Genomic DNA, 25,722 nt, shown 5'->3' with positions numbered 1-25,722 from the left:
TCACTCCCCTCGCCAACCCCACCGTGGAACAGGAACGCGTTGCACGTCGTATTCGTTGCCCGGCATCGGGTAATGCACCTCGATGAGGTGGCCCCATTCGGAGTACTCCGGGGTTTTCTCGACGCCGAGTAGTCGGGTCGGTACTTCTTTCTGGTGACCGACTTCCCGCACACCGGCGAAGACACCGCCGATGCCGCGGAGGTATGCGGCACTGCCGCCGAAACCCATGCCGCTGGGCGGGATCACGAGGTGCGCGGGCGGCTCGGCCAGTCCGGCGGCCACCTGCGGCATGTCCTGCAGGCACGGCGCGTTCCAGGCCATCGACCAGTCCACCAGCACCGGCTCCTCGCCGCGCAGGTACTCCGGGAGCGGCACGACGTCCCGGACGCGCGGCCCGGCCACCGCGAGCCAGCCCGCCGGATCGGTGGTGCCGTCCACCGCGCGGATCCGCACCGCGGTCGTCCCGGCCGGGATGTCCCGGGCGGGAACGGGCAGGTCGCGCCACGCCGGGTGGTCCTGCGGGCGGTCCGGCACCACGTGGTCGGTGGGGTAGGCCGGGCGCTCGTCGGCGTCCAGCCAGGTGTCGTCCAGGACGTGCTCGCCGAGGATGCCGGTGGGCGAGGCGAATTCCAGCGCCACCCGGTTGCCGTCGCCGCTCCGCCCGGCGACCGCCACCGCGAGCTCCTGGTTCGGGGCGAGTGCGGGCAGCGAGTACCAGCCGGTGGTGAGCTCGCCGGTGGAGATCTGGCCGCCGCCGAGGCTGCCCCAGAACTCGCTCACCCCTTCGGGTGGCGCGAACTCCTGCGCGTGCCCGGTTCCCGCGCTGAAGCCGTAGCTCTCGGCGGGCCCGATCGAGGTCGGCGCGCCGCCGGGAACGTCCGGGGTGGCGACCACGTGGTCCGCGATGCCGCAGCTACCGCCGGACAGCGCGGCCAGGCCCTGGCCACCGATGGAATAGGCATCGGCCTGCCAGACGGGCGCGAGGACGAACGAACCGAGCACGATCGCCACCGTCACCCCCACCGCGCCCACGCCGACCAGCGCGGGAATCCGGATGAGCAGCCGCCGACCGGAGCGTCCACTCAGGACGGACACGGCCAGCGGAACGACCACCGCGATCAGCCACCACGCGGGGTTGTTCAGCGGTCGCACCGGCTGCTCTCCCCAAGGCACTCCGAACTGGGAGTGCAGGAACCAGTTGTTCTTTCCAGCGAACGCCAGCGCCGCGGCGAGCACGGCGAGGGCGGTGCACAGCCCGCCCGCCACCAGCACCACCCGATCGCGGGCGAGGTGCCGGGCGGCGAAAGTGATCAGGACCGCACCTGCGGTCAGCGTAGCGGCTCCGACTCCAGCCAGCGCGCCGAAATAATGCGTCCATTTGGAGGGTGTCGCGATCATCAGGAGGACGCTGAGCAGCAGGCAGAGCGGCGGTACGTGCGCCAGCGCCATGCCGGGCAGACGCCGGGCGCCGCGCAGCAACAGCAGGCCGCTGTAGCCGGCGATGAGCGCGGTCAGCAGCACCGGCCCGCGCCGCGCGATGTCGCCCTGAAGGTCGAAGCCCAGCAGGTACTGGTAGCGCAGGACTTCCTGGAACCACGGCACGTCCGGCCCGTAGTGGGCGTGCAGCTCGGTCGCCTTGCGGACGCCGAACAGCGACTGGTCGGCGAACATCGCCACCACGCCGACAGCGGCGATACCGCTGAGCAGCGCCACGACGGGCACGCTGAGCAGCCGCCGCAGTTGCGGTGCGAGCACCGCGAACGGCGCGAGCGCGGTGATGCTCATCGGGTTCACCGCGACCGACAACCCGGCTGCCAGCGCGGCGAGTCCCAGCCACGCGACCCGGTCGCGCCGCACCGCCTGGAGGACGCAGGCGAGCACTGCGGCCAGGCCCAGCGCTTCGAACGGTTCCGGGCGCACGCCCAGGCCGAACGGCAGCCACCAGGCCAGGAAGCTCACCGCGGCCAGCAGCCGGACCGAACCGCGTCGGGAGTGCTCCGGCAGCACCGCGCCGAGGATGCCGCGGCTGAGCACGAGCCAGGTCAGCGCGGCCGCGACCACGCTCGGGATGCGCAGGGCGAGCGGGTCGGTGCTCCACGCTGCGACGGGTTCGAGCAGGTGCTGGACCAGCGTGAACGGGGCTTCGGAGGCGTTCTCCCAGCGGTAGTAGTTGCCGATGTCGCCGGTCAGCAGGCCGTTGCGGATGGTCATCGCGGCGAACGAGTCGTCCGGTGTGGTCGGTCCGAGCACCCACCAGCCGGCGAGCACGGCGAACAGGCCGATGTCGACGAGGTGCCCCAGCACCGGAGTCCGCTTGTGTGCCGCAATTTCAATGGAAATCGGACGTCTGATTTCCATTGAAATTGCGTCACCATCCGACGCGCCGTCGGAGTGTTGGGCGGTGACACGCCGGTGGTGCGCAATTTCCATTGAAGTTGGAGATCCGATTTCCATTGAAATTGCGCGCTTCCGGCGGGACCGGTCGTGGGCGAGGAGGGCGGCGAAGGCCAGGAGGGCGAGGACGATCTGGGTTGTGACCAGGAGGTTCTTGGTCGTGGTGGGGGAGTTCTCGAACCAGTTCGCCGTGGTCACGCGGACCTGGAGGCCGGTCGCCTGTTCGGGTTCGAGGTCGGTGGCGAACGCGACGATGTCCCGGATTCGTACGCCGGGCAGCTCCACCGCCCGGTCGCCGATCCTCGCTCGGCTGCCCGTGCTGTCGGCGTCGATGGCGACTTCGCAAGCTGCGGTGATCGGTGCGCGCAGGGCTTCGCGGCCGCCGACGAGGGTGATCACGTGGTCGTTCGCGGTGGTGACGGCGAAGCCCTCGGTGGGCTGGCCGGGCGGTCGGCTGGCGACCAGCGTGGTCGGGGCGGCGCGCTGCTGCCCGGCGCGGACCACCGGGCACGGGACCCGCACGTGGACCTCGGCCGGGTGGTACGGCACGACGAAGGCCAGCGTGCTTTCGGGCAGCTGCCCGGCTTTCGGCCAGGTCGTGGTGACCTGCTGGGTGATCACCGGCGCCAGCGGCACGGCGAGGGCGACCAGCACGCCCAGCGCTCCGACGAGCAGCCCGACGGCACCGGGCAGTCGGCGCTCGCGCGGAGCCGGTGCGGGCAGCGGGCGGTCGAGCTCCGCCGCTCCCGCCCGGTCCGCCACGATGCCCCCCGGTCAACTGGCTGGATGCACAATGCGAACCAGTTTCAGCCAGTCGACCGGATCCCGCAGCACCTGAACGAGCGTCACCCGTCGTCTCACCCCGGGCAGGACCGCGCCGATTTCGTACGAAATCGACCATCACCCGGGTGAGCGTCGATTTCGCGCGCGATCGAGCACCGCTCGGAGTTGCCTGCGGCGGCGACCAGCGTGGCGTGGAAGGCCCGGTCGGCTTCGTGCATGCCCGCTTCGCTGAGCTCGACCGCCGCTCGGGTGACGCGGTCAGTGCTCCTTGAAGGGGTACGGGGGGTCTCCGTGGGCTCCGCCGATCGTTTCCCGGGTGCGGGTCGTCGTGTAGGCGTCGCGGTCGATGCCGTAGCCGACCGCGTAGAGATGGCCCCAGGCGTGGCCGGGCGCGCCGCGCAGGCGGGTGGGGATCTCGATGCGGCGGGAGAGCATCGTCGCGCCCGCGAAGACCCCGCCCCAGTTCGGGTCGACGGCCATTCCCCAGTCGCCGGTCGGCGGGGTCACCATCAGCCGCGGACTGCTCGCCACCCCGCCCGCGACCTGCGGGTAGTCGCCGCGGCATGGGAAGAGGAAGCTCATCGTCCAGTCGATCAGCACGGGCCCGCGCGCGTCGAGCGCCTGCCGCAGCGGCACCACGTCGCGCACCACCGGGCCGCTCACCGACAGCCAGCCCTGCTCGTCGCTGGTGCGGTCCTCGCCGAGGATCCGCACGCGGTCCGCGCCGCGCGGGACGTCGCGGGCGTCGATGGTGTGCAGCCGCCAGTCGCGGAAGTTACGCCAGTCGACCGGTCGTCCGTGGCGCGGGTCGTCGAACGGCGGGTCCGTCGGCGGCGGGTCGCGCAGTTCGCGGACGCCCAGCGAGCGGTCCGCGGCGGCGAACTCCAGCGCCAGCGAGTTGCCCTGCTCGGGCCGCCCGGCGATCCACAGCGACAGCGCTTGGTCGTTGGTCAGCTGCGGCATCCCGAACCACGGGCTGATCAGTGTGCCGGTGTTCTGCGGGCCGCCGGTGCGGCTCGTCCAGGAGTGCTCGCTCGCCGACGCCGCCTGCACCTCGTCGCGCGGGCCCTTCTCCGGTTCGGTCTCCGGCGGCACCACCTGCAGCGGTTCGCCCGAGCCCGCGTTGGTCACGTCCGCTTCCTGCGGCGGCGCGCCACCCGCGGTGAACCCGTCCAGCTCGGCCTCGCCGACCAGCGGCCACAGCTGCTCGGCGACGGGCAGCGCCTGGACCTCGTCCTCCAGCCCGCAGGTGCCGCTCTGGAGGCCCTGCCAGTTCATCCGCGCCACGGAGAACCGGTCGCCCATGACCTGCGGCGCGGCGGCGAGCGAGCCGAGCAGCACCAGCACCGAGGCCAGCGCCGCCCCGCTGAGCACGGAGGCGGGCATGATCGTCCACATCAGACGATTGCGCGGCCGGGACCACACCGCCGTGCGGAGGCGCAGGAGCCCGAGCGCGAGCAGTCCGATGAGGACGGCACCGCCCAGCCAGAACGCCGGGCTGTCCAGCGGAACGTCGGGCCGCACCGGGGAATCCGACCACGGCACCGCGAAGTCGGAGTGCATCGGCCAGATGTTCGGGCCCATGAACGCCAGCGCCGCCGCCAAGGACGCCGCGACCGCGCCGAACACGCCGAGCAGCCGGGCCTCCCGCTTCGCGTGCTGGAGCCTGCCGACCCGCACCAGCACCACCACGACCACCGCGAGCAGCGCCGATCCGACCCCGGCCAGCGAGCCGAAGTGGTGGGTCCACTTCGACGGCGTCAGCCACAGCGCGGCCAGCACCGCGACCGCGGCGCCGAGCAGCACCGGCAGCTCGCCCACCGAGGTCCAGCGGTGGATCTGCCGCATCGCGCAGGCCCCGGCGAGCAGCGCGGCGGTGATCACCAGGAACACCGCCAGCCGCTTCGCCGAGGTGCCCCAGATCGAGGTGCCCAGCAGCGCCGCGTACCGGTCGATCTCCTGGTACCAGCCCAGGCTCGGCCCGAACTCGTCGTGGATCTCGGTCGCCGCCATGACGCCGCGCCATGACGAGTCGGCGAACATCGCCACCAGGCCGGTCCCCGCCAGGCACGCGGCCAGCGCCGCGCGGGTCGGCACCAGCACCCAGCGCGGCAGCGCGCCCGGCTGGGCCAGCACCCGCCAGATGCGCGGTGCGAAGACCAGCACGATGATCAGCGCGCTGATGCCGGTGGGCGTGATGGCCACGGTCAGCCCCGCCATCAGCGCCGCGATGCCCAGCCACAGCTGCGGGGCGCGCGTCCGGCCGAGCTTCAGCAGCGCCGCGACCAGCGCGGAGGTGCCCAGCGCGAGGAACGGTTCGGGGCGGATGCCCAGGCCGAACGGCAGCCAGCAGGCGAGGAAGAACACCGCGGTGACCAGGTGCAGCGGGAACCGCCGGGTGCCCCGGCAGACCGGTGCCACGATGCCGCGGCTGACGACGAACCACGTCAGCAGGCCGGCCACCGCGCTGGGCACCCGGAGCCAGACGGGCGTCAGGTCGTCCGCCGACCACCACCGCATCAGGTGCTGGACCAGCGTGAACGGCGTTTCCGACGCGTTGAACCAGCGGTAGTAGTTGCCGATGTCCCCGGCGTCGTCGTAGTTGCGGACGGTCATCATCGCGAAGCCGTCGTCGTCGGTCAGCGGGCCGATGACCAGCCACGCCGCCAGCACGGCGGCGACCCCGGCGTCCACCGGCAGCGGTGTGAGCGCCACCCGGACCGAGCGCAACGCCGGTGGTGCGTGCACGAGGAGCAGGACCAGCGAGACCAGCGCGAGCGCCAGCGCGGTGGTGATCAGGGCCGTCTTGTCCTCGGTGGGCGAGGTGTTGAACCAGGAGAACGTCCGGGCCGTGACCGAGATCCCGGCCAGCTGCCCGGGATCGAGGTCGGTGGCGAAGGTGAAGATCTCCGGTGCGGCGACGCCGGGCAGCACGATCGGCGCCCGGCCGTCGACGGTCACCAGCGAGCGCTGCGAGTCGGCGCTGATGTCCAGTCGGCAGGCGTTCGGCGGCAGCTGGACCTGCTGCTGTCCGAGCAGCAGCCGCGGTTCGCCGTCCTCGGTGGTGAGCACCAGGCCTTCGCGGTCGCTGCCCGGCGGCAGCGTGGTCAGGACGGTGGTCCGCCCCGGCCGCTCCAGCGCGTTGCGCAGCACCGGGCACGGCACGGACGCCTCGAACGCCGCCGGCCGGTAGGGCGCGAAGAGGGCCGTCGTGGTCTCGGCCTGCGCGCCCGGCCAGTGCACTTCGGTGCGGTCCACCCACACCGGCGCGAACGGCAGCGACAACGCGCAGACCAGCCCGACGACGCCGACGCAGAGCGCGAGCAGGTGCGCCAGCCACCGGCCGAGCCCGCGCCGGCGCGGGGGTTCGGTCGGCTCGGTCTCGGCGGTTCGTTCGAGCTGCGCGGAGCTGCTCAGGTGCTCCAAAAGTCCTCCCGGCGTTTCGCTGGGGCGCCGCGGGTAATCCTGTCGAACGTGTTGCGCGAACACCGCTGCCGCGCGACGAATTCGTCCGGCCGACTGACGATAGGCATCACACAACAAGTTCCCCGATCGGGGCAACGAACCCGTCCGCAGCGGCGTGCACACGTCGAGCGGAGGGGAGTGCGCGAGTGCGTGTTGCAGAGGGTGCCGCGTTGCGCCCGGACCACGGTTGGACCCGCGTCGACCAGGACGAGCAGCGGGTTCGGAGCGGCTGGCCGGTGTGGACGGTGGTCGTCGGAGCGGTCGCTGCGGTGGTTTTCTGGGTGGTGCACGGTGCCCTGATCGATGACGCCTACATCACTCTGAGCTACGCCCGGAACTTGGCGTTCCACGGGCACTGGGGCCTGATCGGTGGCGAGGTCTCGAACTCGGCGACCGCGCCGCTGAACGTGCTCGTCCTCGCCGCGTTCACGGCGGTGCTGCGGCAGCCCGTCGTCGCCCTGGGCGCGGTGTTCGTCCTGGCCAACATCGCGCTGGCGCTGCTGTTGCGCGCCGCCGCCCGCAGCTCGGGGCTGCCCGGCTGGGTGGGGCCGCTGGGTGCGCTGCTGGTCGCGGGCAATCCGCTGGTGCTCTCGTCGGTCGGCTTGGAGATGACGCTGGCCGCGGCGCTGCTCGGGCTGTTGCTGCTGGCATCGGTGCAGGTCAGGCCGGTCCTGTTCGGAGTGGCGGCCGGGCTGCTCGCGCTGACCAGGCTGGACCTGGCGGTCTTCGTGCTGGTGGTGCTGATCGGCAGGCCGGCGCTGTGGCGCGGCTGGTGGCGCTGGTTGCTGAGCGCCGCCGCGATCGCCCTGCCCTGGTTCACCTTCAGCTGGTTCTACTTCGGATCCGCGGTGCCGGACACCTTGGTCATCAAGCAGCTGCAGAAGTCCTGGGGCGACTGGGACTTCAGCAACGGGCTCTGGCTCTACCACGAGGTCTTCCCGACAGCCGTGGTGATCTCGCTGATCCCGCCGCTGCTCGGCCTGGCCGCTCTGCTGGTGGTGTGCGCGCTGCGCCCGTTCCGCCGCGCGGTGCGGTTGTGGCCGTGGGCGCTGCTCGGCATCGGCGGAGTCGCGCACTACTACGTCTACACGCTGCTGGGAGTTCCGCCGTACCACTGGTACTACGCGCCGAGCATGATCGGGCTTTCGCTGCTGCTGGCCGGTGTTCTCGGGGCGATCCGGCGTGAGCTCTCACTGCTGCTCGGCTGCGCCCTGCTCGTCGCGCAGGCGTGGTTCGCGGCCGCGCACGGGACGCCGTGGCGCGAGGCCGCGATCACGACGAACTGGGCGAGCGCGGCGGACTACGCCCGCGTCGGCACCGAAGTCGGCCGCCTGGTGGGCGCGGGCACGGTCACCAGCCCGGGCGAGATCGGTGCCCTCGCGTACTTCTGCGACTGCGCGGTGGTCGACGGCTTCTCCGACCGCGGCTACCTCCCCGACCAGCTGGCCCAGCGGCTGGCGACGGCCGGCCCGCCGGTCCGCGCGCTGCTGGAGTTCAACTACCGCAACTTCACCCCGGAGGCCCCGCGCCCGATCACGCACACCCTGCGCCGGGAGCCGGGCCCGGCCGGGGACTGGACCATCACCTCGACCTGGGCAGGCGAGGCCCACCTCGTCCTCGAAACCCGGGAGCGGTGACGATCAGACCTTCTGCCAGCCGTGCACGGTGACCTCGTTGCCGCACAGGTCGAACACCCACGGCTTGTCGTTGAGCAGCGGGTCCACCGACTTCGGCTGGTCCTCCGGGCGCACCGAGAGGTGCATTCCCCAGACGCGGGCCACGCACTCGGGGCCCATGTCGTTCCAGTCGAGTTCCGCGGCCGCGGACTCGCCTGGCGCGAGGGTGATCGGGCCGCTGCCGGGGTTGCCCTGCCGGTAGGTGACGCCGTCGATGGGGAGAGCATCGCGGTTGTTGAACTCGATGGTCGGGTAGGAGCCGTCCAGCACGCAGGGTTCGCTGCCGGTGTTGGCGACCGAGACGTGGCCGGCGACCTTGCCGGTGGTGGCGAGCACGAAGGTCGGTTCCAGCTGCTCCGTCGTGCACGAGGCGGAACCGTTGTCGGCGATCAGGCTCGCCGAACCGGCCCGACCGTCCTCTTTGGACGAGGACAGATTCCCGCAGGCGCTGAGCGAAACGACGCAGACCGTCGCCGCGAGCAGTGCCTTCCCGATGGTGTGAGCGCGCATTTCCCTTGTCTCCCCTGAAAAGTGCCGTCAACGCTTTCTGTTCGGAAGACGTGTGGCGGGGGGCGCAGTTCCGCGGCGGGCGCGGTGACCTGGCTCACACGGGAACGTGCGCGGCGATGGAACGCCCATCGCCGCGCACGACCCGGGATCAGCGGTTCGGTCGGTCGACGACCTCACCGGTGTCGCGGTGCCACTCGATGACGCCGTGCTCGAAGTCGCTCGCCCGGCCCCGCTCGACGTCGTGCTCGCCGCTCACCGGGTAACCCAGGTAGGAGCGCTCCCAGCCGAGCTGCGCCCAGCGGGCGCGGATGCCGCCGTACACCTCGTGCGCGCCGGTCTGCGGCGTCCAGTAGATCGACGCCCCGCCGGTGCCGGTGAAGTGGTTGTACCGGCCACGCCCGTCCGGCGTGCCGAGCTCGTCGGTGGTCGGGTAGCCGAGCACGCCACCCGGACCGCTCAGCTCGATGTAGCGCTGGGCGATGGTGCCCTGCAGCGAGTGCGCGCCGGTTTCCGGGCTCCACACGATCCCGGCCGGGAAAGCGCCGTCACCGTTGAACTGGTTGTAGCGGCCGACGCCGTCCGGCGCGGTCAGCTCGTCGGTCACCGGGTAGCCCAACGGCCCGGCCTCCCAACCACTTTCGGCCCACTTCGCGCGGATCGCGCCCTGCACCGCGTTCGCCCCGTTCGGCTGCGTCCAGTAGATCGAGGCGTCCTGGCGGGAGGAACTCGGCGTCACGAAGTGGTTGTAGGCGCCGAACGCGTCCGGCGTCAGCCGGGTGTCGGTCGCCGGGTACCCGAAGTGGGCGTCCTCGCCCAGCGCGCGGAAGTGCTCCAGGATCGGCCCGACGACGAGGTGCGCACCGGTGCGGGTCGAGAAGTAGATCGCCGAGTGCACCGCGCCGTCGGGGGAGAGGAAGTCGCTGTAGCGGCCCCCGCCGCTGCTGGCCAGCTCGTCGGTGATCGGCACACCGAGCTCGTCGTGCCCGCCCAGGTCCAGGAACCGCTGGTAGATCATGCCGCGCACGACGGTGACCCCGGTGTCCGGCGTCCAGTAGAAGCGGGCGTGGGTGAACTCCTGCCAGCGCAGGCCCTCGTCGACAACCACCTCGCCGCCGAGGGGCTCGCCGACCTCCGCCCGCTCCTGCTCGGACATCGCCTCGTAGCGCTGCTGGATCGCGCCGTCGCCCGGAGCCGGTTCGGCGGTCTCCGACGTGGTCGGCACCGACGTCGAGGAATCCGGTGCCGTGGTCGAAGAGCCCGGGGCCGTGGTCGAAGAGCCCGGGGCCGTGGTCGGCGCCGGTGTCGAGGAGTCCGGTGCCGTGGTCGGCACGGATGTCGAGGAGTCCGGCGCTGTGGTCGGCTCCGGTGTCGAAGGGTCCGGTGCCGTGGTCGGCGCCGGTGTTGAGGAATGCGGTGCCGTGGTCGGCTCGTCCTGCGCCGCGGCGGGTGCGGTCACGGCCAGGGCGAGTGCTGCTGCCGCGACGGTCGACGCCGCGATTCTTCTTGCGGTCACGCGAAACCCCTTTTCGCTCGGTCAACCATTGATCGCGCGGCGGGGCGTTCCGGTTGCCCGGTGTTTCGGGGTTTTTACGCATGTTCGGCGACCGCGGATCGCGGCACCCTGATCGCATGGACGCCAACCGGATGACGAACGCCTTCTACGTGCGGACGATCCTGTCCTTCGCGGCGCCGACCATCGACTTCCTGCCCGTGGACGGGTGGATCAGGGCGTTCCTGGCGCTGCTTGTACGTGGTGACTTCGGCGTTCTCGCCGGCGAAGTGCATCCGGGACCGGCAGGAGGCGGCGAGCGTGATCAGCCGCGCCTCGACGAGTTCCTGGCCGAGCACGACCTGCCGGCGAGCAGGTGATGCGGCGAAGCTCCGTGGGCCCCCCGGACAACAGGGCAGGTGGAGGGCCCACGGACACGGTTACCCGGTGAACCCCACTTCTCCAGGTATCCGCCTTCCCCCAGCGCGCAGCGCGTCGGGAAGCAAACGGGGCGGCGCAACGGCGCCGTCACAGTGCAGATCGCATCCGGGCTCAGGAACGTTGCCTGAAAACCCAAAACGTTATGGACGGACATTCCGTACACCCGGAAAGACGAACGGGGCCGCCGGGACGAACCGCGGCGACCCCGTTCGCTCGATGAGTCTGGAAAGACTCCTCAGAACGGCAGGCGGCGGAAGATGACTCGCGGGACGTGCCGCAGGACCGTCATCACCCAGCGCATCTGGGCGGGGGCCCAGACCTGCTCCTTGCCCTTGCGGACCGCGTCCACGATCACGTCGGCGACCTGCTCCGGCTGCTGGGCCATCGGCGCGGGCTTGATGCCCTCGGTCAGCTTGGTGTGCACGTAGTTCGGGCGCACCACGGTGACCTTCACGCCGGAGCCGTCCAGCGCGTAGGTCAGGCCGCTGAAGAAGGTGTCCAGACCGGCCTTCGACGAGCCGTAGACGAAGTTCGAGCGGCGAGCGCGCTCGGCGGCCGGCGAGGACATCACGACCAGGTGGCCGTGGCCCTGCTTGCGCAGCTTCTCGGCCAGCCGCACGCCCAGCGTCATCGGGGCGACGTAGTTGACCTCGGCCATCTCGCGGGCGGTCTCGACGTCGGTCCAGCCCTGCTCGTTGTCGCCCTGGACGCCGAACGCCACCAGCGTGATGTCGATGTCGCCCTCGGCGAAGGCCTTGTCGATGACCTCGGCGTGCGTCTCGATCTTGCGGGCCTCGAACGGCACGGTCACCACGGTGCTGCCGGTCTTGCGCAGCCGCTCGGCGGCGGCGTCCAGGCGCTCCGACTCGCGGGCGGCCAGCACGATCCGCAGCGGCCGCTGCGCGGCGTACTTCTCGGCCGTCGCCAGCGCGATGTCGGAGGTGCCGCCGAGCAGCAGCAGGGACTGCGGGTTTCCAACGGCGTCGATCACAGCTCAAGCCTCCGGCTCATGTCTGAAGCGAAAATGCCTTCGGGGTCAACGGTCTGGCGGATCTTCCGGAACTCCTCCACCCGCGGGTACATCGTGTGGAAGGTCTCCGCGGTAGTGCGGGAGTCCTTCGCGGTGTACAGCCGGCCGCCGAAGGCGAGGACGTCCTCGTCCAGCTCGGTGCAGAACCGGCCCAGGCCGTCGACGATCGGGAAGTCCAGGCACACCATCCAGCCCGGGTGCGGGTAGGACAGCGGTGCCCGGTTTCCCTCGCCCATCTTCTTGATGACGTTGAGGAACGAGACGTGCCCGGAGTGCGAGATCTTGCGGAGAATCCGCTTGAGGTCTTCTTCCCTGCCGTAGGGCACCGAGAACTGGTACTGCGCGAAGCCCTGCGAGCCGTAGGCGCGGTTCCACTCGCCGATCAGATCGAGCATGTGGTAGAAGCCGCTGATGTTCTGGACCAGGCCTCGGCCGCGCTTCGGGGTCTTGCGGTAGTACAGCTCGCCGATCGCGCTGAACGTGAGCTTGTTGCCGAGCCGGGGCGGGAAGACGTTCGGCAGCGTCACCAGCTGCGGGGCGTCGAACTTCAGCGGGTTCGCGCGCAGCTTCGGCGGCAGCTGGTCGACCGTGGCCAGCGAGCCGCGTCCGAACGCAGCGCGGCCCATCTTCGGCCCGGTCGAAATCGAATCGAACCACGCCGACGAGTAGGTGTACTTGTCGTCGGAACCGTCGCTGAACAGCTCGATCGTCTCGTCGAGGTTGGCCGTCCGGTCGACGTCGGCGAAGAAGTAGGCCGTCTCCGTGCGCGTCATCTTGATCTTCGCCCGGAGGATGATGCCGGTCAGGCCGATGCCCGCGACGGTCGCCCAGAACAGCTCCGCCTCGGGGCCTTCCGGCGTCAGCGTGCGGATCTCGCCGTCCGCGGTGAGCAGGTCCATCGACACCACGTGGTTGCCGAAGCTGCCCGCGCTGTGGTGGTTCTTGCCGTGGATGTCGTTGGCGATCGCGCCGCCGATGGTCACCTGGCGGGTGCCCGGCAGCACCGGGACCCACAGGCCGTACGGCAGCGCCGCCTTCATCAGCTGGTCCAGGCTGACGCCGGCGTCGAGGTCGACGATCGCGGTGTCCGGGTTGATCTCGTGGATCCGGTTCAGCCGCGTCATGTCGATGACGGTGCCGCCGGCGTTCTGCGCGACGTCGCCGTAGCTGCGGCCCAGACCGCGGGCGATGACGCCGCGCTCGTCCGCCGTGCGGACCGCCTCCGCGATCGCGTCGAGGTCCGTGGTGCTGAGCACGCGCGCCCGCGAGGGAGCGGTGCGGGCCCAGCCCATGAGTTCCTTGGTCTCCAGTGCTGCGGTCACAGGTCAAGCCTCCGGGACAGGTCGGAGTGGAAGACGCCCTCCGGGTCGACGGCGGCGCGGGTCTTGCGCCACTCGCCGATGCGCGGGTACATCTGCTCGATCATCTCCGCCGTGGTGCGGGACTCCTTGGCCAGGTACAGGCGGCCGCCTGCCTCCAGGACCATCTCGTCCAGCTCCGTGCACAGCCGGTCCAGGCCCGGTGTGATGGGGATGTCGACGGTGAGCGTCCAGCCCTTGCGGGGGAACGACATCGGGGCCTGGTTGCCCTCGCCGAACGTCTTGAGCACGTTCAGGAAGGACACGTGGCCCGATGCGCTGATCTTGTCGATGGAGCGGCGGAACATCGCCTCCTGGCCGAACGGCACCATGAACTGGTACTGCAGGAAGCCGTTCGGGCCGTACACCCGGTTCCACTCGCCGACCAGGTCGAGCGGGTGGAAGAACTGGGTGATGTTCTGCACGAGGCCGAACCTGGTCGGCGCCTTGCGGTACCAGACCTCGTTGAACGCGGTGATGGTGAGCTTGTTGACCAGCCCGTTCGGGAAGATCGGCGGGGCGGTCATCAGCTGCGGCGCGTTGAACTTCAGCGGGTCCTTGCGCAGCTTCTTCGGCAGGTCCTCGATCGTGGCCGAGTTGCCGCGGGTCAGCAGCGCGCGGCCCAGCTTGTCGCCGCGGGCCAGCGAGTCGAACCAGGCCACCGAGTAGACGTAGTTGTCGTCCGAGCCGTCGGTGAAGTGCTCGATCAGCTCGTCCAGGTTCTTGGTCTGCACGTTGTCGACCAGGAAGTAGGCGGTCTCGACGCGCTTGAGCTTGATCGTCGCCTTGAGGATGATGCCGGTCAGGCCCATCCCGCCGACGGTGGCCCAGAACAGCTCGGAGCCCTCGCCGTCCGGGGTCAGCGTGCGGACCTCGCCGTCGGCGGTGAGCAGGTCCAGCGCCAGCACGTGGCTGCCGAACGAGCCCTGCGAGTGGTGGTTCTTGCCGTGGATGTCGGAGCCGATCGCGCCGCCGACGGTGACCTGGCGGGTACCGGGCAGCACCGGGATCCACAGCCCGTGCGGCAGCAGTCGGCGCATCAGGGTGTCGAGCGACACACCGGCGTCCACGACCACCGTCGCGTCGTCCACGTCGATCAGGTGCACCCGGTCGAGGGCGGTCATGTCGATGACGGTGCCGCCGGCGTTCTGCGACGGGTCGCCGTAGCTGCGGCCCAGACCGCGGGCGATGACACCGCGCGGACCTGCCTCGCGGACGGCTTTCGAGATCGCCTCGACGTCCGGGGTGCTGACGACGCGGGCCCGGGTGGGCGCGGTGCGCCCCCAGCCGGTCAGCGTCTGAAGCTCGTCCTTTACCGATCCCACCCAGCCGAGTCTATCCGCGCAGCGGCGGCCGACAGCCGCGGGTGCGCGCGGTCCGCGGCGGTGTGCGATGCGTCATCGCTACACTCGCCCGGGACGTGTGCGGAGTTCGAGCCCCGCGTCTTCGGCGCCCAGCCGGGTGCTCCGGAGCGACGAAGCCCTGGACGCCGAACGACCTGTCGTCGATCCCGAGGTGAACCAGTGGCCGTGGCCGAAGCCCAGACGGACCAGACGGAGCCCAAGCGCCTGGGCGTTGTGAACCAGCTCATCCGATTCGTCGTGATCGGCGGTGGCTGCGCCATCATCGACTTCGGCACGTACTCGCTCATGCTGGGCGTGCTCGGCTGGCCGGTGTGGCTGTCCCGGGGGATCAGCTTCGTCCTCGGCACCTCCGCGTCCTACTTGATCAACCGGAAGCTCACCTTCCAGGGCGCGAACACCGGGAACACCAAGGCCAAGGCCGGTGGTTTCGCCCTCGTCTACATCGTGACGTTCTTCGTGAACTGGGGAACGAACCAGCTGCTGGTGACGATGACGGGCGCGGAAGGAACGCCGTGGCTGGTCACGCTGTGCTGGATCATCGGCCAGGGCCTCGGCACCCTGATCAACTTCGTGATGCTCAAGTGGGTCGTCTTCCGCGAGTGACCGCACCGCGCTCGGCACCGATGCGCAAGCCCGCAATACGAGCTCCGTTTCCGCAGGTCAAAGACCGTGAGTACTTTGTGGCGCTATAGCAAGGGGGGTTTTGTCTCACTACGTTGGTCTTATGGCGATCAACGCAAGTGCAGGTCAGAGCGTCCGTCCGTTGGTTCTGGATTCCTACGCGCGGTTGTCGTGGAAGCCGGGAACCAAGGAGCTAGAGAAGATCGATACGCAGTTCGCCGACAACCGGGAGGTGATCGAGCGGGTAGGGGCGAGGCTGGGTGAGGAGTTTTCCGATGGACTCTCAGCGTGGAAGAAGGACGTACGGCGGCCGGGGTGGGAACGGTTGCTGGCTCGGGTGGAGCAGGGATTATCGGACGGGATCGTGGTGTGGCACACCGATCGGTTGTTCCGTCAGCCGCGTGATCTTGAGAAGCTGATCGATCTCGGCGACAAGGGGTTTTTGGTCTACTCGGCGCACGGTCGGCGGGACCTGGCGAACCCTGATGACCGGTACATTCTGCGTATTGAAACGGCGCACGCTGCGCGTTCGTCGGATGACACGCAGCGGCGGATTCAGCGTCGGTTGGCCACACATCGGGAGAACGGGATCGTGCACTACAACGGCCGGGTGTTCGGCTGGCCCGGTAAGGATCGTGCGTGGCAGCCGCCGGAAGGTGACGAGGCGTTGCCGGAAGACCAGCGCGCCCAGCGGCCCGAGGTCCCACGCTCGCAGGTGACGGCAGAGCGGAAGGCCATCGCCGCCGCAGCCGAGGCGATCCTGGCCGGGGTCGAGGACGCCCAGCTCGCGCGGGAGTGGAACGCCCAAGGCCTGCGCACAGTCACGGGCTTGGAGATCTCCGGCGCGGATGTGCGGGATGTGATGTTGCGGGCCCGCAATGCCGGGTTGATCGAGCACAGCGGGGAGATCACCGGGCCGAGCACCGAGGAGCCGATCATCCCCCCGGAGCTGTACATGCGGTTGCGGGCCAAGCTGACCGCGCGCCGCCGTGGACGACGTCCCAGCACCGCCTATGTGGGCAATGGTGCGCTGGAGTGCGGCGCATGTGGCAAGAAGATGACCAGCCGCCCGCACTCCGGCACCTACCCGGACGGGACCAAGCGCCGCCAGTATCACTGCCCGCCGAACCGCAACGGGTGCGGGAAGGTGGCCGCCGACATGCGCGCGGTAGATGCCGAGTTGCGCGCGTTCACGATCATGCGCCTGTCTGATTCGTGGTATGCCGAAGCGATCAACGCAGCCCGCGCCCGAGTGGCCGACCGCCTTGCCGAAGTGCAGCGGGAGATCACCGAGTGCGAGCAGGTCCAAGAGGAGTTGGCCGCGAAGCTGGGCCGCCGCGAACTGACGATGAAGGCCTTCAACGCCGCCAACGGCCCGCTTTCCGAGTCGCTGTCCACCCTCTACCGCGAGCGCGACGAACTGACTGGGGGCAGTCCAGAGGGGCCGAGCACTGCGCAACCGGCCGAGGACATCGCGCGTCAGTGGGACCACGGCGAAGTGGCCGACCGCCGTGCGCTGCTGATTCAGGCGCTGGGGGCGGACACGATGGTCATCGATCCCGCCCCCAAGGGCGGCCCACGCAAGTTCCACCACAAACGCATGCGGTTGGTCGAGGCCCAGCCCGTAGCCAGCTAGCGGCGACGAAGCGGCCACGCCCTGACTAACCACCCTAGTCAGGGCGCAGCCTCTCGCTTCGCCTCAGATCGATCCGCCGAAGGATCGTTCCAACCGCCAGAATCTCCTCCTCTGTCATGGGCCGCATCCCGGCGACGACGTGCCCCCAGTACGCGGCTTGTTCCGCCGACACGCCGGGCGGAAGTTGATCTTGCGCAGGCGTCCGATCCGAGCCGGCATTTTCCGGATGGTCACGCATTCGAGCCTCCATCCTCCCCCGCCCGCCCACCCGCGCAGGTCGCGTCCCGTGCAGCAACGATCAGGCGGGCTTGCTCGAACTCCGCCTTCCACCGTCTGCGTTCGGCCACGGCCTGAAGCAGCAGGTACGAGCGTGAGGGCACGCCGGGATCGGTCGGCGAGACCGGCTCCCACACGTACCGGCCCGCGCTCGTGGTGCTGGCCACCGGGAGTCCGGCTGCCGAGAGCATCGCGTGGACGTGGTCGCGCCGGTCCTGGGCATGTTCGGCGCGGGTCTTGCCGGTCCACTTCCGCGACACCAGCACCCGCCGCCCCGCCACACCCAACGTCGCCCGCTTATGCGCATTGCCCTTGCACAGCCCCGGATTCATCCGCGAATGCGCGCTCTTGGGCTGAATACCGTGCAGCAGCCACACCGGGCACCGGGGCGAGCACGGGGTCACCGCCAGCTCTACTAACAGGCGGTCGGCGTGATCGCGGTGTGCCTCTGTGGCGTCGGCGTAGGTTTCCCCGATCGCCTTCGTGACGTACTTGGTGAGGTAGTTGACGTGGCGGTGCGCTTCCTCCCCGCCGCCGAGCACTCCCCGGATGTCCACCTGGTCACCGAAGCGGACAACGTGGGCCGGTTCCTCATCTGCGCCCGGTAGCGACTCCTCGAACGTCGGCAGCGGTTCCCGGGTATCCGGATCGCACCACGCCGAACGCTCCGGCACCCACACCGGCAGCCGGGTGCCGCCGTAGACCGGTTCGTCATGCGGTGGCCACCACACTTGGTGATACGTCGCCGCCGCCACCTGTTTGATCAGCGCGCGAGGGATGCTGCCCCTAATCGCGGCGTGCAGGTGCGGGGCAAGCCGCCGCTGCGACTCCACCACCGCGAAATACTGCACGTTCCAGCCCACCGCACGACGCAGGTTCTGCCAGAACCGGTCGGCCAGCGCGGAGAAATGAATCAAATCGCGCGCTTCGCGCCGATAGTCATACGAGGCCACGTCCACGGGAGTCCCCAGCACCGGGCTTTCCGGTCGGTGGTTTCTCCCGCACGAGCACCGCCGACCACCGCGCGTCGGGGTGTGCACCTGTCCGTAGGACGGCAGCGTCAGGGTGGTGAACATCGACGGCCGGTAGCGGCCTGCGAACTCCCGTCCGATCGTGCGCTGCTCCACCGGCTTACGCGGCAGGTCCGGCGAATCTTGGCGACGCCGAGTCGAGCGCACCTGACGGGGCTTTGCCGGGGCGTCGGGTTCATCCAGTGCCGGGAGCTTGCCGCGTACTCCGTTGTCCTGGCGTAGTTGCTGGTCGACGTCGGCCAGCGCTTCCCGGACATCCTCCAGCGCGTCGGCATCGCCGTTCCGTTGCGCTTCCCGGCCTTGCTCCATGAGGTCGGCGCGGAACTTCATCAGCCACACCGTGTCCGCATCCGGCTCCGGTTCGGCGGGTTCTTCGGTCAGGTGCCAGCCCTCCCGGCACTGGCCCCGCACGATCCGTGCATACCTTCGGGCACACGGCGGGCAGACCGAGGAAAGCCGACTCCCGCACGCGATCGGCACCACCTCCGATGCCCCGGTGTCCAGGTTCGTGCGCCGCTTCAACAACGGCCGGATACAGACGTCCTCAGCCTCAGCCGTGGCCCGCGCGATCTCCCAGCCACGAGGCCCTTTCATTCGCCGTGCCGCAGTCCCCGCGGATTCCATCCCAGCCAGCGATTCCCCATCGTTTGCGCTGGTCATCAGCGCACGTACCTTGCGGCAGCGATACGACGGAGGCATTCGGCCAGCAGCAACGCCAAGTCATGGACGTAGCTGGTGTTCCCGTGCTGGGCGGACTCGACCACCACCAGACCGCGCGGATCATCAGCGATCCCGGCCACCACGCGCACCGAGCCGGTTCCGGCCATGCTTTCGGTCCGCCAGTAGTTGGGGAATCCGCCGCGCCGCCGCAACGCAGCCGAGGGCGGCAGGTCGTCCATTTCCCACAGCAGGTCCGCCGTGACCTGCACGTACTCCCCTTCGGTCGCCGTCGCCAGCAGCTGAGCGAGCAGCCCGGCCAGCGCGGCGCGGTAGTTCCACCCCTGGCAGCGGCACGCCAGCACCCGCAACAGCACTTCCGGTTCTTCCGGAAATCCGCCCGTCACGATCGCGTCGCCGTTGTCCGCCGCGTAACCAGCCGCCCATTCCGAGGGCAGCCATTCCAGAACCCGCAAATTCTCCAACACCCGCGCACCCCAGCTTTCCCTGCAAGCACAACAAATCCAGCCATTCCGGAAACAGTGAGTGTCCAGAGTGGATGGATAATGTGGTCAATATCGGCCTACCGTCACGGTAAACCGGGTACGGCCTGAAAAACGTAGGTTGCGGTCGGAGTTGTGGGCATAAAGGTGGGGAACGTGCGGGCGTCCTGATGAGGTACCAGCTCACGAACACCTGTTGGACAGTTGCCGGACTGCCCGCACGTTCCCCGCTCTAGGGGACGAGACCCGATCAGGTTCCGTCGTCTCCCCGGTTGACCGGTGCGGCGAACTCCCGCGCCACCCGGTTGATCTCTGGGTCATCGGTGTACCCGGCCCGCACTCGCAGCGGCTCCTTGAACCCGTCCTCGACCACGTAGGCCGTACCCGGAGCCGAGCGCTTGATCCGGTCAGCCCACGCCCCGGCCTGCCAGGAACCCTCACCGAGGATCATGTCCGCCTGCGACGCCGAATCCAGCCGCAGCGCCACCCGGTACGGGAACAACCCCCGCATCGGCACGACGTCTTTGGTCGGTTCCTGCACGAACGCATCCACCGCGAACCCTGGTGCACGGCCCTGCGTCAGCAGCAACCCCAGCAGCCGCGTCGCTTCCGCCTCTTTCTTCCGGTCACCCAAGTACTTGGTGATGGCGGCTAACTCGTCGATGATCAGCAACTCGAACGGCATCTCGGCGGTCGGGGTCAGCTTGCGCGCTACCCCACGCAGGTCCCGCTTGCGGATGGTCATCGACTCCACGAGCGAGGTCAGCAGTTCCAGGATGTCGTCCGCGTCATCGCGGGCGTAGCGGTGATACAGCGGCTTTCCCGGCTCCGCCTCCATCCCGCCTTTCGGGTCGATCATCGACAACCGGACCCGCCCGGTCTGAATTGCCGGGGCCACCTGCCGAACGATGCCCCACAACAGCGATCCCTTGCCCGAGCCGGACATCCCCGCCCCCAGCAGGTGTGAGCCCAGCAGCGGCACCCGCCACGGCGCTCCGTGTTCGCTTTCCCCGATCGTCACCGCGTCCAAGGGCATGTCCTCACCGTTGACATCGGTGATCTCCGGTAGCGCGACGGGCTTGGCCAGGGGATCGCGGCGCAGGAACCCCAGGCTGATCACGCCGGGGGAGACCTCCCTCACCGAACAGCGCTCCACCTTCCGCGAGTTCGCGAGGCTTTCGGCCGCCAGGTCGTAGTCCCGCTGTCGCTGCCCCGGCAGCATGCGGACGTGCATTTCATCCCACCAGGGCCCCGAGATCACTTTGCGGATCGGCGGAATCATCGGCTCCGGAAAATCGGAGTCGAACAGCACCAGGTGCGACGCACGAGCCCACCGCGGCCACCGCAGCTCATAGACCCACATCCGCAGTACCCCGGCCCGGATGTGCCGCCACACCCGGAATTCGAAGCTCACCGGATGCAGCACCCGCCACGCGATCCCGCCTGCGAGAACGCAGCCGGCAAAAATCGCCAGCGACACCCAACCCCACGCATACGCCCACACCCCGGCGACCACGCCCACCAGCAGCGTCGCCGGATGCCGCAGCAGCCAGCCGACCGTCCCGAGCGCCATCGTGACGAGCGCTTCCACCAGCTCCGCTGCTTCGGTCGCCACGTCCATCGGCCGGTGCGCGCCACCACCGGACTCCCACGGAGTCTTTCCCGAACCCCCACCACGTCGTTTCACGATCACCAACCCCCAACAGCCTTGTGAAGAAACGACGCGGCCCCGCACTCGACCGATAACCTGCATCGGGCGAGCCGAGGCCGCGCCACACCAACCCCCGTCGAGCTACTCCGTGGCCGACCACCCCCGTGCCGTGGATTCCAACCCGTCGCCGAAGTCCCGGACAGCCGCCACCGCCCGGACCACCCGCGCCCCCAGCTCACAGCCGGAGTCGATCAGGCCCCGCGCCGCCGCCGCGAGTTCATCGGCCGCGTTGCCGACCTCCAGACCACACCGCTCGATCTCCTCCGGCTCAACCTCAGCCACGCGAACCTCCCGCAGCACTCAGCCGCCGCAGCCGCTCCCGCACCACCGACACATCCCCCTTCACGCCCCACAACGCGTTACGGGCCGCCCGGTAACTTTCCTCAACAGCAGGCGGAAGCGCCTCTTCGAAGACGTTCCAGGTCCGCGAGCACACGTGATCCGCCGCCTCCAGATACCGCAGAATCCGGCCCGCCTGAACCGAGGCTTCCATCAGCGCATCCGGGTCCGTGACCACCCGCCACGTCTCACCGATCGTCGCCGCCATGACTCCTTCACCCCCGTTTCTGTCTCACCCTCAGTCGCCGCCGTTGTTGTTGGCGCGCATGTACTCCCACACGAACGACCCTTGCGATTCGTGAGCGGACAACAGCCGGTGCCCGCACCGGATGCACACCACCACGATCAGCTCCGTGTCCGATTCCCACACCACGATGAGCCAGTGCCGTTCGGCACCGCACGAAGCCGTCACGCCGCCCCGACGGAGGCCACACGGCCGTCCCGGTGCACCCGGGAGAGCACCAGTCGCCGAGCCTGCGTCCACCCCGCACGCCGAGCCAGCCGCACCACCAGCACCTGACAACCCTCATCCCGGTTCAGTGCTGCCGCGATCCGCTCCACCAGGTCCAAGACCTGCGCATCGTTGTCCGGATCGGCCATCACGCGACCTCACCCAGAATCGCCCGGCCCTGCTCCCGGCACTGCTGGGAATAGGCGCGCACCCGCTCCACGAACTCCGCATCGCCACCCAAGGACGTGGCCGCCTCGACCACCAGGTCGAGGACCTGTGCCAGGTGAAAGAACATCTCGCCCCGCACCATCCGGGCCACATCACCGCTACTGGCCAGCAATTCCGACAACGCCGTCGATATGACGTGCACGTCAGCCACCTGATCCCCCTTTCCTCGATTACTCCACTTCATCGCTGTACCGGCCCCCTGCCCCCGCGCGGTGGAACTCCCGCACGCTCACCACACCCCCGGTCACGTGCGCTTCCTCCGGCTCCCCGCACTCCGTGCACAACCCCAACTTGTCCACATCCGGGGCAGGCACCAACCCCGGACGCGACCACCCCTGTCCTTCCGGCTCAACCTCCGAACCCCACTCGGTGCCCCACTCACGCAATCCACGACACCCCCTCACATGCACCGTCCGAACAGGACGGAATCTGTGGTTACTGCGGATTCTTCGGTGAGCGCGGGGGACGCCCACTCGGCTTGACCTTGAACCGGGAATACAGCGTCTTGCGTTCCTCAGCGGTCATGCCCCCGGCCACACCCGCGATCGCCGCCGAAGGCATCGACCGGGCCGACTCCCAGCCGATGACATCCCGCAGGCACTCCGTCCGCACCGGGCAGGCGTTGCAGACCTTGCGAGCGTCCTCGACGTTGTGCGCCCACTTGCCCGACTTCGAGTAGAAGAGCTCCGGCTGATCGGCGCACGCCGCCTCGTCATGCCATTCCGGCCGCGCCCCCGCGCCCCACAACCGCCGGGCGAACAAGCTCCACCACAAAGCGCAGAGATCAGGACCGTCAGCCATCCGACCGCCCGGTCCGCATCAACATCCGCAGACGCGACGACAGATCCGAACGTTCGTCCTCGGTCAATTCCGCATCCATCGCCGTGCCGCCCGTGACCGCCGCCAACAGCTCAGCGACCAACCACGACGCCGGTTCGGTCAGATCACGCCCACCGCCCGTGGCCTGCTCCACCCGGATCAGCACATCCGGATCACCCGCCAGCGCACCCCCGAGAACGAAGAACGCCCCGTCATCCGAACCCGTCACCAGCCACTCATCCGGCAACGAACCCACCATCGACGGCTCCGGCTGCATCCCGCTCTTCTTCGCCCACTCACGCCGCCGCGTGCGCTTAACCCGCCGCGCCATCACCGGCTCTCCGAACCAGCCGACCCCGAACCCTTCGACGGCCGCGCCGAACCCGAACTCGGTCCCGAGGCCTTCGACGGCGACTCGATCCCCTCCGCCCGGTACGTGAACGTGATGAACCGGAACTGGTCCTGCCCGCCCAGCTTCGGTTCCACCGTCAACCCCGTGAACCGGACTTCCCGCACCGGCATCGCCACCCCTGCAACCGGCTCCGGCAGTTCCGGTTTCTCCGCCGCCAGGATCTCCACCGCTACCGCGGCTTCTGTCGCCCGCAGCGGAGCCGGGTCCGACACCGTCACCTTCCACACCGGCAGCCCCGTCACCAGATCCACGCGCTGACGCGGCGGAACTCCCCTCGAACGATCCTGCGGCGTCTGCCGCTCGTTCGCGGGCTCCACCTCACTCAACGCCAACGTGCCCCCCGGAAAAGCGTCCTCGAACGCCACCGAGAAACGGTAATTGCGTGCCATCGCCATTCGACAAACCCCCGTTGCGAATTGCCCCAAACAGAATTCCCCCGTGATCCCCCGAATGGACCAAAGCCCTAGTCGATCTCCCGGAGTTACCTCCAACCTAACCCCGGTTTCCGCCCCCGCAAGCCCACCACCAGCCAACACGCAGTGTGGTATATACCACGTAACGCAACTTATGGTTTCCGCGAAATTGCGCCACGGCGAAGCGATCAAGATCAACAAGCAGCCAGTCGACCACTCCACTAAGAGCCGACTAAACGTCCACTACATGCAACCGCCAAACGAGTGAAACACCCGCTTGACAAGGCGCCCAGGTCAACTTACGGCTCATTAGTGGCATCCCCTAGGCGCAGCTAAGTTCCGCCGCCTTGCCATTTGCAGCTCGGCTTGGTCGCCAGTGTGAAACTAAGGCTTGACACTTGAAGTGGCAACAGCCCGATCGTCAACCTGTTTCTAGAGCTTAACTCCGAGCCATGAAACAAAGTTGGCGACACTGTCGGACTTTCGCTTCTCCGCAAGTGCGATCATGCGCGCTGTCTCGTGAACCTGCTGATGATATCTAGTCTGCTGCGGTGAGGCCTTCCTTGCATTCCTCAGCGCTGCGATTGCTTTAGAATGCTCGCCGGATAGCATCCATGCTCGCGCTACATCCTGCCAATGGTGGCCAATTCGTGTCGCGTGAACATCCGGCGGGATGATCAATGCGGAACCATCGCGCGCAGCGCGTCCGGGATCGCCGATCTCCAGTGATACTGCTACGTCATGAATTTCGACGTTCCCTGGTCCGAAATTTGTGTCGTAAGCCAAGGAAGTACGTCCGAGCTTAATCCCAATTGATCGAGCTTCGGCGATGTGTTCGCGTGCGCGGTCGGCGTCTTTGTCGCGTGCGCGCAGAATCGCGCCCCGTAGGTGGGCCGATCCCCGCAAGGCCAGCACGGACTCGGAATCCGGCTCGCTTGCCAGCAGGGACAACGAGCGTTCTACGAGACTTTGCCCTGTGTCGTACGCAGCGTACGACAACAGTAGCAACGATCGTTGTTGTGCAGCGTGCGCCAGAAGCTTCGGGTCGCCTGCTTTTTCTGCCGCGATCTCCATTCGGTCAACAGCTTGGGTCGCAAGCGTCATCCAGCCGAATCGGTAGACCATTTGAGCTGTGCTAGCAAATGCCTGCGCTAGTAGCCGATACGCGTTTTCTTGCGCTTCTCCCGGGGCACTAGCTTCTACGAGCCCGCTAATCTGCCTCAACAGGACAGGCATGCGTTCAATTGTTTGCCGAGCTTTGTCACTGCGCCGCAGCTTGCGTGCACGTTCAAGCTCGGCCTGGATTTCGTCAGCCGGACCAGGTTCCAGCGGCTTGAGGTAATTTCCCTCAGCAAACAGGGTACGTAGCTCTGATAGACCCGGAACACCACCGTCATCGTCCAGGAGATCCCGATACGGTTGCCCATACAGCTCCTCAGTTTCGACGCTGAGAGCTCGTGCAACTGCGGCAACGAAGGCTGGCGATGCTGGCTCCCGTCCTTGCTCAACCGCGCGGACCATGCTCAGGCTGTAGCTCGCCCGCTGCGCTAGTGCGTGCTGGTTGAGGCCCACAACCTTGCGGGCCATCGCAATGCGTTCGCCAATCGTCAAGCCTGACGCAGCGGGGAGCATGCCGGCCTCCTGAAGCTGTCTAACAACGCCAGCGCCAGCGTACGTGGCGGCAGCGTCCCGATGACACCGCTAGCACTCACTGTCACTTTTCTGTCACTCCAGGCTCATGGACCGCTCTAGCTTCGTGACCAGGCAAGCACGTTCTGTAGTCGACCTAGTGAGGCGGTCATGCCACGTCGAACACTTGCAGAAGACTGCACGACCACGTGGCGGTGCTCCGCCCCGAAATGCCTGTTCACCAACGAGGACTTCGAGGTCGTCGCCCAGCACGAGTACGACGGCCATGGCCCCCGGTGGATGGCCGCGGATCGCATCCCCCAGCAGACTTCGACGTCGTCAAGGGGAGAAGGCGCCTCAGACGTTCGATACTTGGTCGACGCGGACAACGTTGAACACGTCATCGAGTGCGGCGCGACTCGATCTCTGTGCGGGGTTCCCTTGGCGGGTCTGTACCCGCAGAGCCCTCAACTAGGCGTGCCAGCG

25 protein-coding genes are annotated in these 25,722 nt (G+C 68.6%); 6 read left to right on the top strand and 19 right to left on the bottom strand.

Going from position 1 to position 25,722, the window contains the following annotated elements:
• Complete coding sequence (locus ATL45_RS12525) at positions 1-3,156, bottom strand: arabinosyltransferase domain-containing protein (protein WP_246025305.1); 3,156 nt, start codon at positions 3,154-3,156, stop codon at positions 1-3.
• Positions 3,157-3,302: 146 nt separating this feature from the next.
• On the opposite strand from ATL45_RS12525, the gene ATL45_RS38820 reads away from it, so the two are divergent.
• Positions 3,303-3,449, top strand: a complete 147-nt coding sequence (locus tag ATL45_RS38820) for a hypothetical protein (RefSeq protein WP_170210224.1) — start codon at positions 3,303-3,305, stop codon at positions 3,447-3,449.
• Here ATL45_RS38820 and ATL45_RS12515 read toward each other — a convergent pair.
• Complete coding sequence (locus ATL45_RS12515) at positions 3,436-6,603, bottom strand: arabinosyltransferase domain-containing protein (protein ID WP_093150331.1); 3,168 nt, start codon at positions 6,601-6,603, stop codon at positions 3,436-3,438. The genes ATL45_RS38820 and ATL45_RS12515 overlap by 14 nt on opposite strands.
• 185 nt (positions 6,604-6,788) lie before the next feature.
• On the opposite strand from ATL45_RS12515, the gene ATL45_RS12510 reads away from it, so the two are divergent.
• Entirely contained in the window at positions 6,789-8,279 is a 1,491-nt protein-coding gene (locus ATL45_RS12510; protein ID WP_246025304.1) for a hypothetical protein, read from the top strand.
• A 3-nt stretch (positions 8,280-8,282) separates the two neighbouring features.
• Here ATL45_RS12510 and ATL45_RS12505 read toward each other — a convergent pair whose 3' ends face one another.
• Positions 8,283-8,828: a DUF4232 domain-containing protein gene (locus tag ATL45_RS12505; RefSeq protein WP_093150325.1), complete on the bottom strand. Its 546-nt coding sequence runs from the start codon at positions 8,826-8,828 to the stop codon at positions 8,283-8,285.
• A gap of 148 nt (positions 8,829-8,976) precedes the next feature.
• Positions 8,977-10,050, bottom strand: coding sequence for a hypothetical protein (locus tag ATL45_RS12500; protein WP_246025303.1), 1,074 nt, complete (start codon positions 10,048-10,050; stop codon positions 8,977-8,979).
• Between ATL45_RS12500 and ATL45_RS39615 the strand changes: the two genes are divergently transcribed.
• A complete protein-coding gene (locus tag ATL45_RS39615; RefSeq protein WP_246025302.1) occupies positions 10,040-10,453 on the top strand; it encodes a hypothetical protein in 414 nt (137 codons plus the stop codon). The genes ATL45_RS12500 and ATL45_RS39615 overlap by 11 nt on opposite strands.
• A 4-nt stretch (positions 10,454-10,457) precedes the next feature.
• Positions 10,458-10,697, top strand: coding sequence for a hypothetical protein (locus ATL45_RS12495; protein ID WP_342775262.1), 240 nt, complete (start codon positions 10,458-10,460; stop codon positions 10,695-10,697).
• Positions 10,698-10,993: 296 nt separating this feature from the next.
• On the opposite strand, the gene dprE2 is transcribed toward ATL45_RS12495, so the two are convergent.
• Genes dprE2 through dprE1 (ATL45_RS12480) form a run of 3 tightly spaced genes read right to left on the bottom strand, consistent with a single transcriptional unit; the run spans position 10,994 to position 14,471 of the window.
• On the bottom strand, positions 10,994-11,749 hold the full coding sequence (dprE2, locus tag ATL45_RS12490; RefSeq protein WP_093150317.1) for a decaprenylphospho-beta-D-erythro-pentofuranosid-2-ulose 2-reductase: 756 nt from the start codon (positions 11,747-11,749) through the stop codon (positions 10,994-10,996).
• Positions 11,746-13,080, bottom strand: a complete 1,335-nt coding sequence (gene dprE1 / locus ATL45_RS12485; protein ID WP_170210496.1) for a decaprenylphosphoryl-beta-D-ribose oxidase — start codon at positions 13,078-13,080, stop codon at positions 11,746-11,748. The genes dprE2 and dprE1 (ATL45_RS12485) overlap by 4 nt, the downstream gene beginning before the upstream one ends.
• A gap of 26 nt (positions 13,081-13,106) precedes the next feature.
• On the bottom strand, positions 13,107-14,471 hold the full coding sequence (gene dprE1, locus ATL45_RS12480; protein ID WP_093150309.1) for a decaprenylphosphoryl-beta-D-ribose oxidase: 1,365 nt from the start codon (positions 14,469-14,471) through the stop codon (positions 13,107-13,109).
• A 198-nt stretch (positions 14,472-14,669) separates the two neighbouring features.
• Here dprE1 (ATL45_RS12480) and ATL45_RS12475 point away from each other — a divergent pair, with 198 nt between their 5' ends.
• Complete coding sequence (locus ATL45_RS12475) at positions 14,670-15,113, top strand: GtrA family protein (RefSeq protein ID WP_093150305.1); 444 nt, start codon at positions 14,670-14,672, stop codon at positions 15,111-15,113.
• A gap of 121 nt (positions 15,114-15,234) precedes the next feature.
• Complete coding sequence (locus ATL45_RS12470; RefSeq protein ID WP_093150300.1) at positions 15,235-16,767, top strand: recombinase family protein; 1,533 nt, start codon at positions 15,235-15,237, stop codon at positions 16,765-16,767.
• A 230-nt stretch (positions 16,768-16,997) separates the two neighbouring features.
• Here the strand turns inward: ATL45_RS12470 and ATL45_RS12465 are convergent, their stop codons facing one another.
• The 12 genes from ATL45_RS12465 to ATL45_RS12415 all read right to left on the bottom strand — a co-directional run bounded on the left by ATL45_RS12465 (position 16,998) and on the right by ATL45_RS12415 (position 25,239).
• The gene (locus ATL45_RS12465; protein WP_342775337.1) at positions 16,998-18,668 is read right to left on the bottom strand and encodes a replication initiator; all 1,671 of its coding nucleotides are present in this window, start codon (positions 18,666-18,668) and stop codon (positions 16,998-17,000) included.
• A 65-nt stretch (positions 18,669-18,733) separates the two neighbouring features.
• Complete coding sequence (locus ATL45_RS12460) at positions 18,734-19,219, bottom strand: hypothetical protein (protein ID WP_143121603.1); 486 nt, start codon at positions 19,217-19,219, stop codon at positions 18,734-18,736.
• 265 nt (positions 19,220-19,484) lie between these two features.
• Positions 19,485-20,855, bottom strand: a complete 1,371-nt coding sequence (locus ATL45_RS12455; RefSeq protein ID WP_246025301.1) for an FtsK/SpoIIIE domain-containing protein — start codon at positions 20,853-20,855, stop codon at positions 19,485-19,487.
• A 171-nt stretch (positions 20,856-21,026) separates the two neighbouring features.
• The gene (locus tag ATL45_RS12450; RefSeq protein WP_093150292.1) at positions 21,027-21,227 is read right to left on the bottom strand and encodes a hypothetical protein; all 201 of its coding nucleotides are present in this window, start codon (positions 21,225-21,227) and stop codon (positions 21,027-21,029) included.
• Positions 21,220-21,492, bottom strand: a complete 273-nt coding sequence (locus tag ATL45_RS12445; RefSeq protein WP_093150288.1) for a hypothetical protein — start codon at positions 21,490-21,492, stop codon at positions 21,220-21,222. Before ATL45_RS12445 ends, ATL45_RS12450 begins: the two co-directional genes overlap by 8 nt.
• A 30-nt stretch (positions 21,493-21,522) precedes the next feature.
• Positions 21,523-21,696 carry a hypothetical protein gene (locus tag ATL45_RS38815; RefSeq protein ID WP_170210223.1) on the bottom strand — a complete coding sequence of 58 codons (174 nt, stop codon included), beginning with the start codon at positions 21,694-21,696 and terminating at the stop codon, positions 21,523-21,525.
• Positions 21,693-21,884: a hypothetical protein gene (locus ATL45_RS12440; RefSeq protein ID WP_093150284.1), complete on the bottom strand. Its 192-nt coding sequence runs from the start codon at positions 21,882-21,884 to the stop codon at positions 21,693-21,695. The genes ATL45_RS38815 and ATL45_RS12440 overlap by 4 nt, the downstream gene beginning before the upstream one ends.
• Positions 21,884-22,114, bottom strand: a complete 231-nt coding sequence (locus ATL45_RS12435; protein WP_093150280.1) for a hypothetical protein — start codon at positions 22,112-22,114, stop codon at positions 21,884-21,886. The genes ATL45_RS12440 and ATL45_RS12435 overlap by 1 nt, the downstream gene beginning before the upstream one ends.
• Before the next feature lie 284 nt (positions 22,115-22,398).
• Positions 22,399-22,764: a WhiB family transcriptional regulator gene (locus ATL45_RS12430; protein ID WP_093150276.1), complete on the bottom strand. Its 366-nt coding sequence runs from the start codon at positions 22,762-22,764 to the stop codon at positions 22,399-22,401.
• Positions 22,757-23,113 (bottom strand): hypothetical protein, encoded by a 357-nt coding sequence (locus tag ATL45_RS12425; RefSeq protein WP_093151403.1) that lies wholly within the window; start codon positions 23,111-23,113, stop codon positions 22,757-22,759. The genes ATL45_RS12430 and ATL45_RS12425 overlap by 8 nt, the downstream gene beginning before the upstream one ends.
• Entirely contained in the window at positions 23,113-23,559 is a 447-nt protein-coding gene (locus ATL45_RS12420; protein WP_246025300.1) for a hypothetical protein, read from the bottom strand. Before ATL45_RS12420 ends, ATL45_RS12425 begins: the two co-directional genes overlap by 1 nt.
• A 480-nt stretch (positions 23,560-24,039) precedes the next feature.
• Positions 24,040-25,239: a helix-turn-helix domain-containing protein gene (locus ATL45_RS12415; protein WP_121505333.1), complete on the bottom strand. Its 1,200-nt coding sequence runs from the start codon at positions 25,237-25,239 to the stop codon at positions 24,040-24,042.
• Between the last annotated feature and the right edge of the window lie 483 nt (positions 25,240-25,722).

It is taken from the genome of Saccharopolyspora antimicrobica (assembly GCF_003635025.1).
GTDB lineage: Bacteria > Actinomycetota > Actinomycetes > Mycobacteriales > Pseudonocardiaceae > Saccharopolyspora > Saccharopolyspora antimicrobica.
Note: the sequence above shows the minus strand (reverse complement) of the source record. Positions and strands in the feature narration are given on the sequence as shown.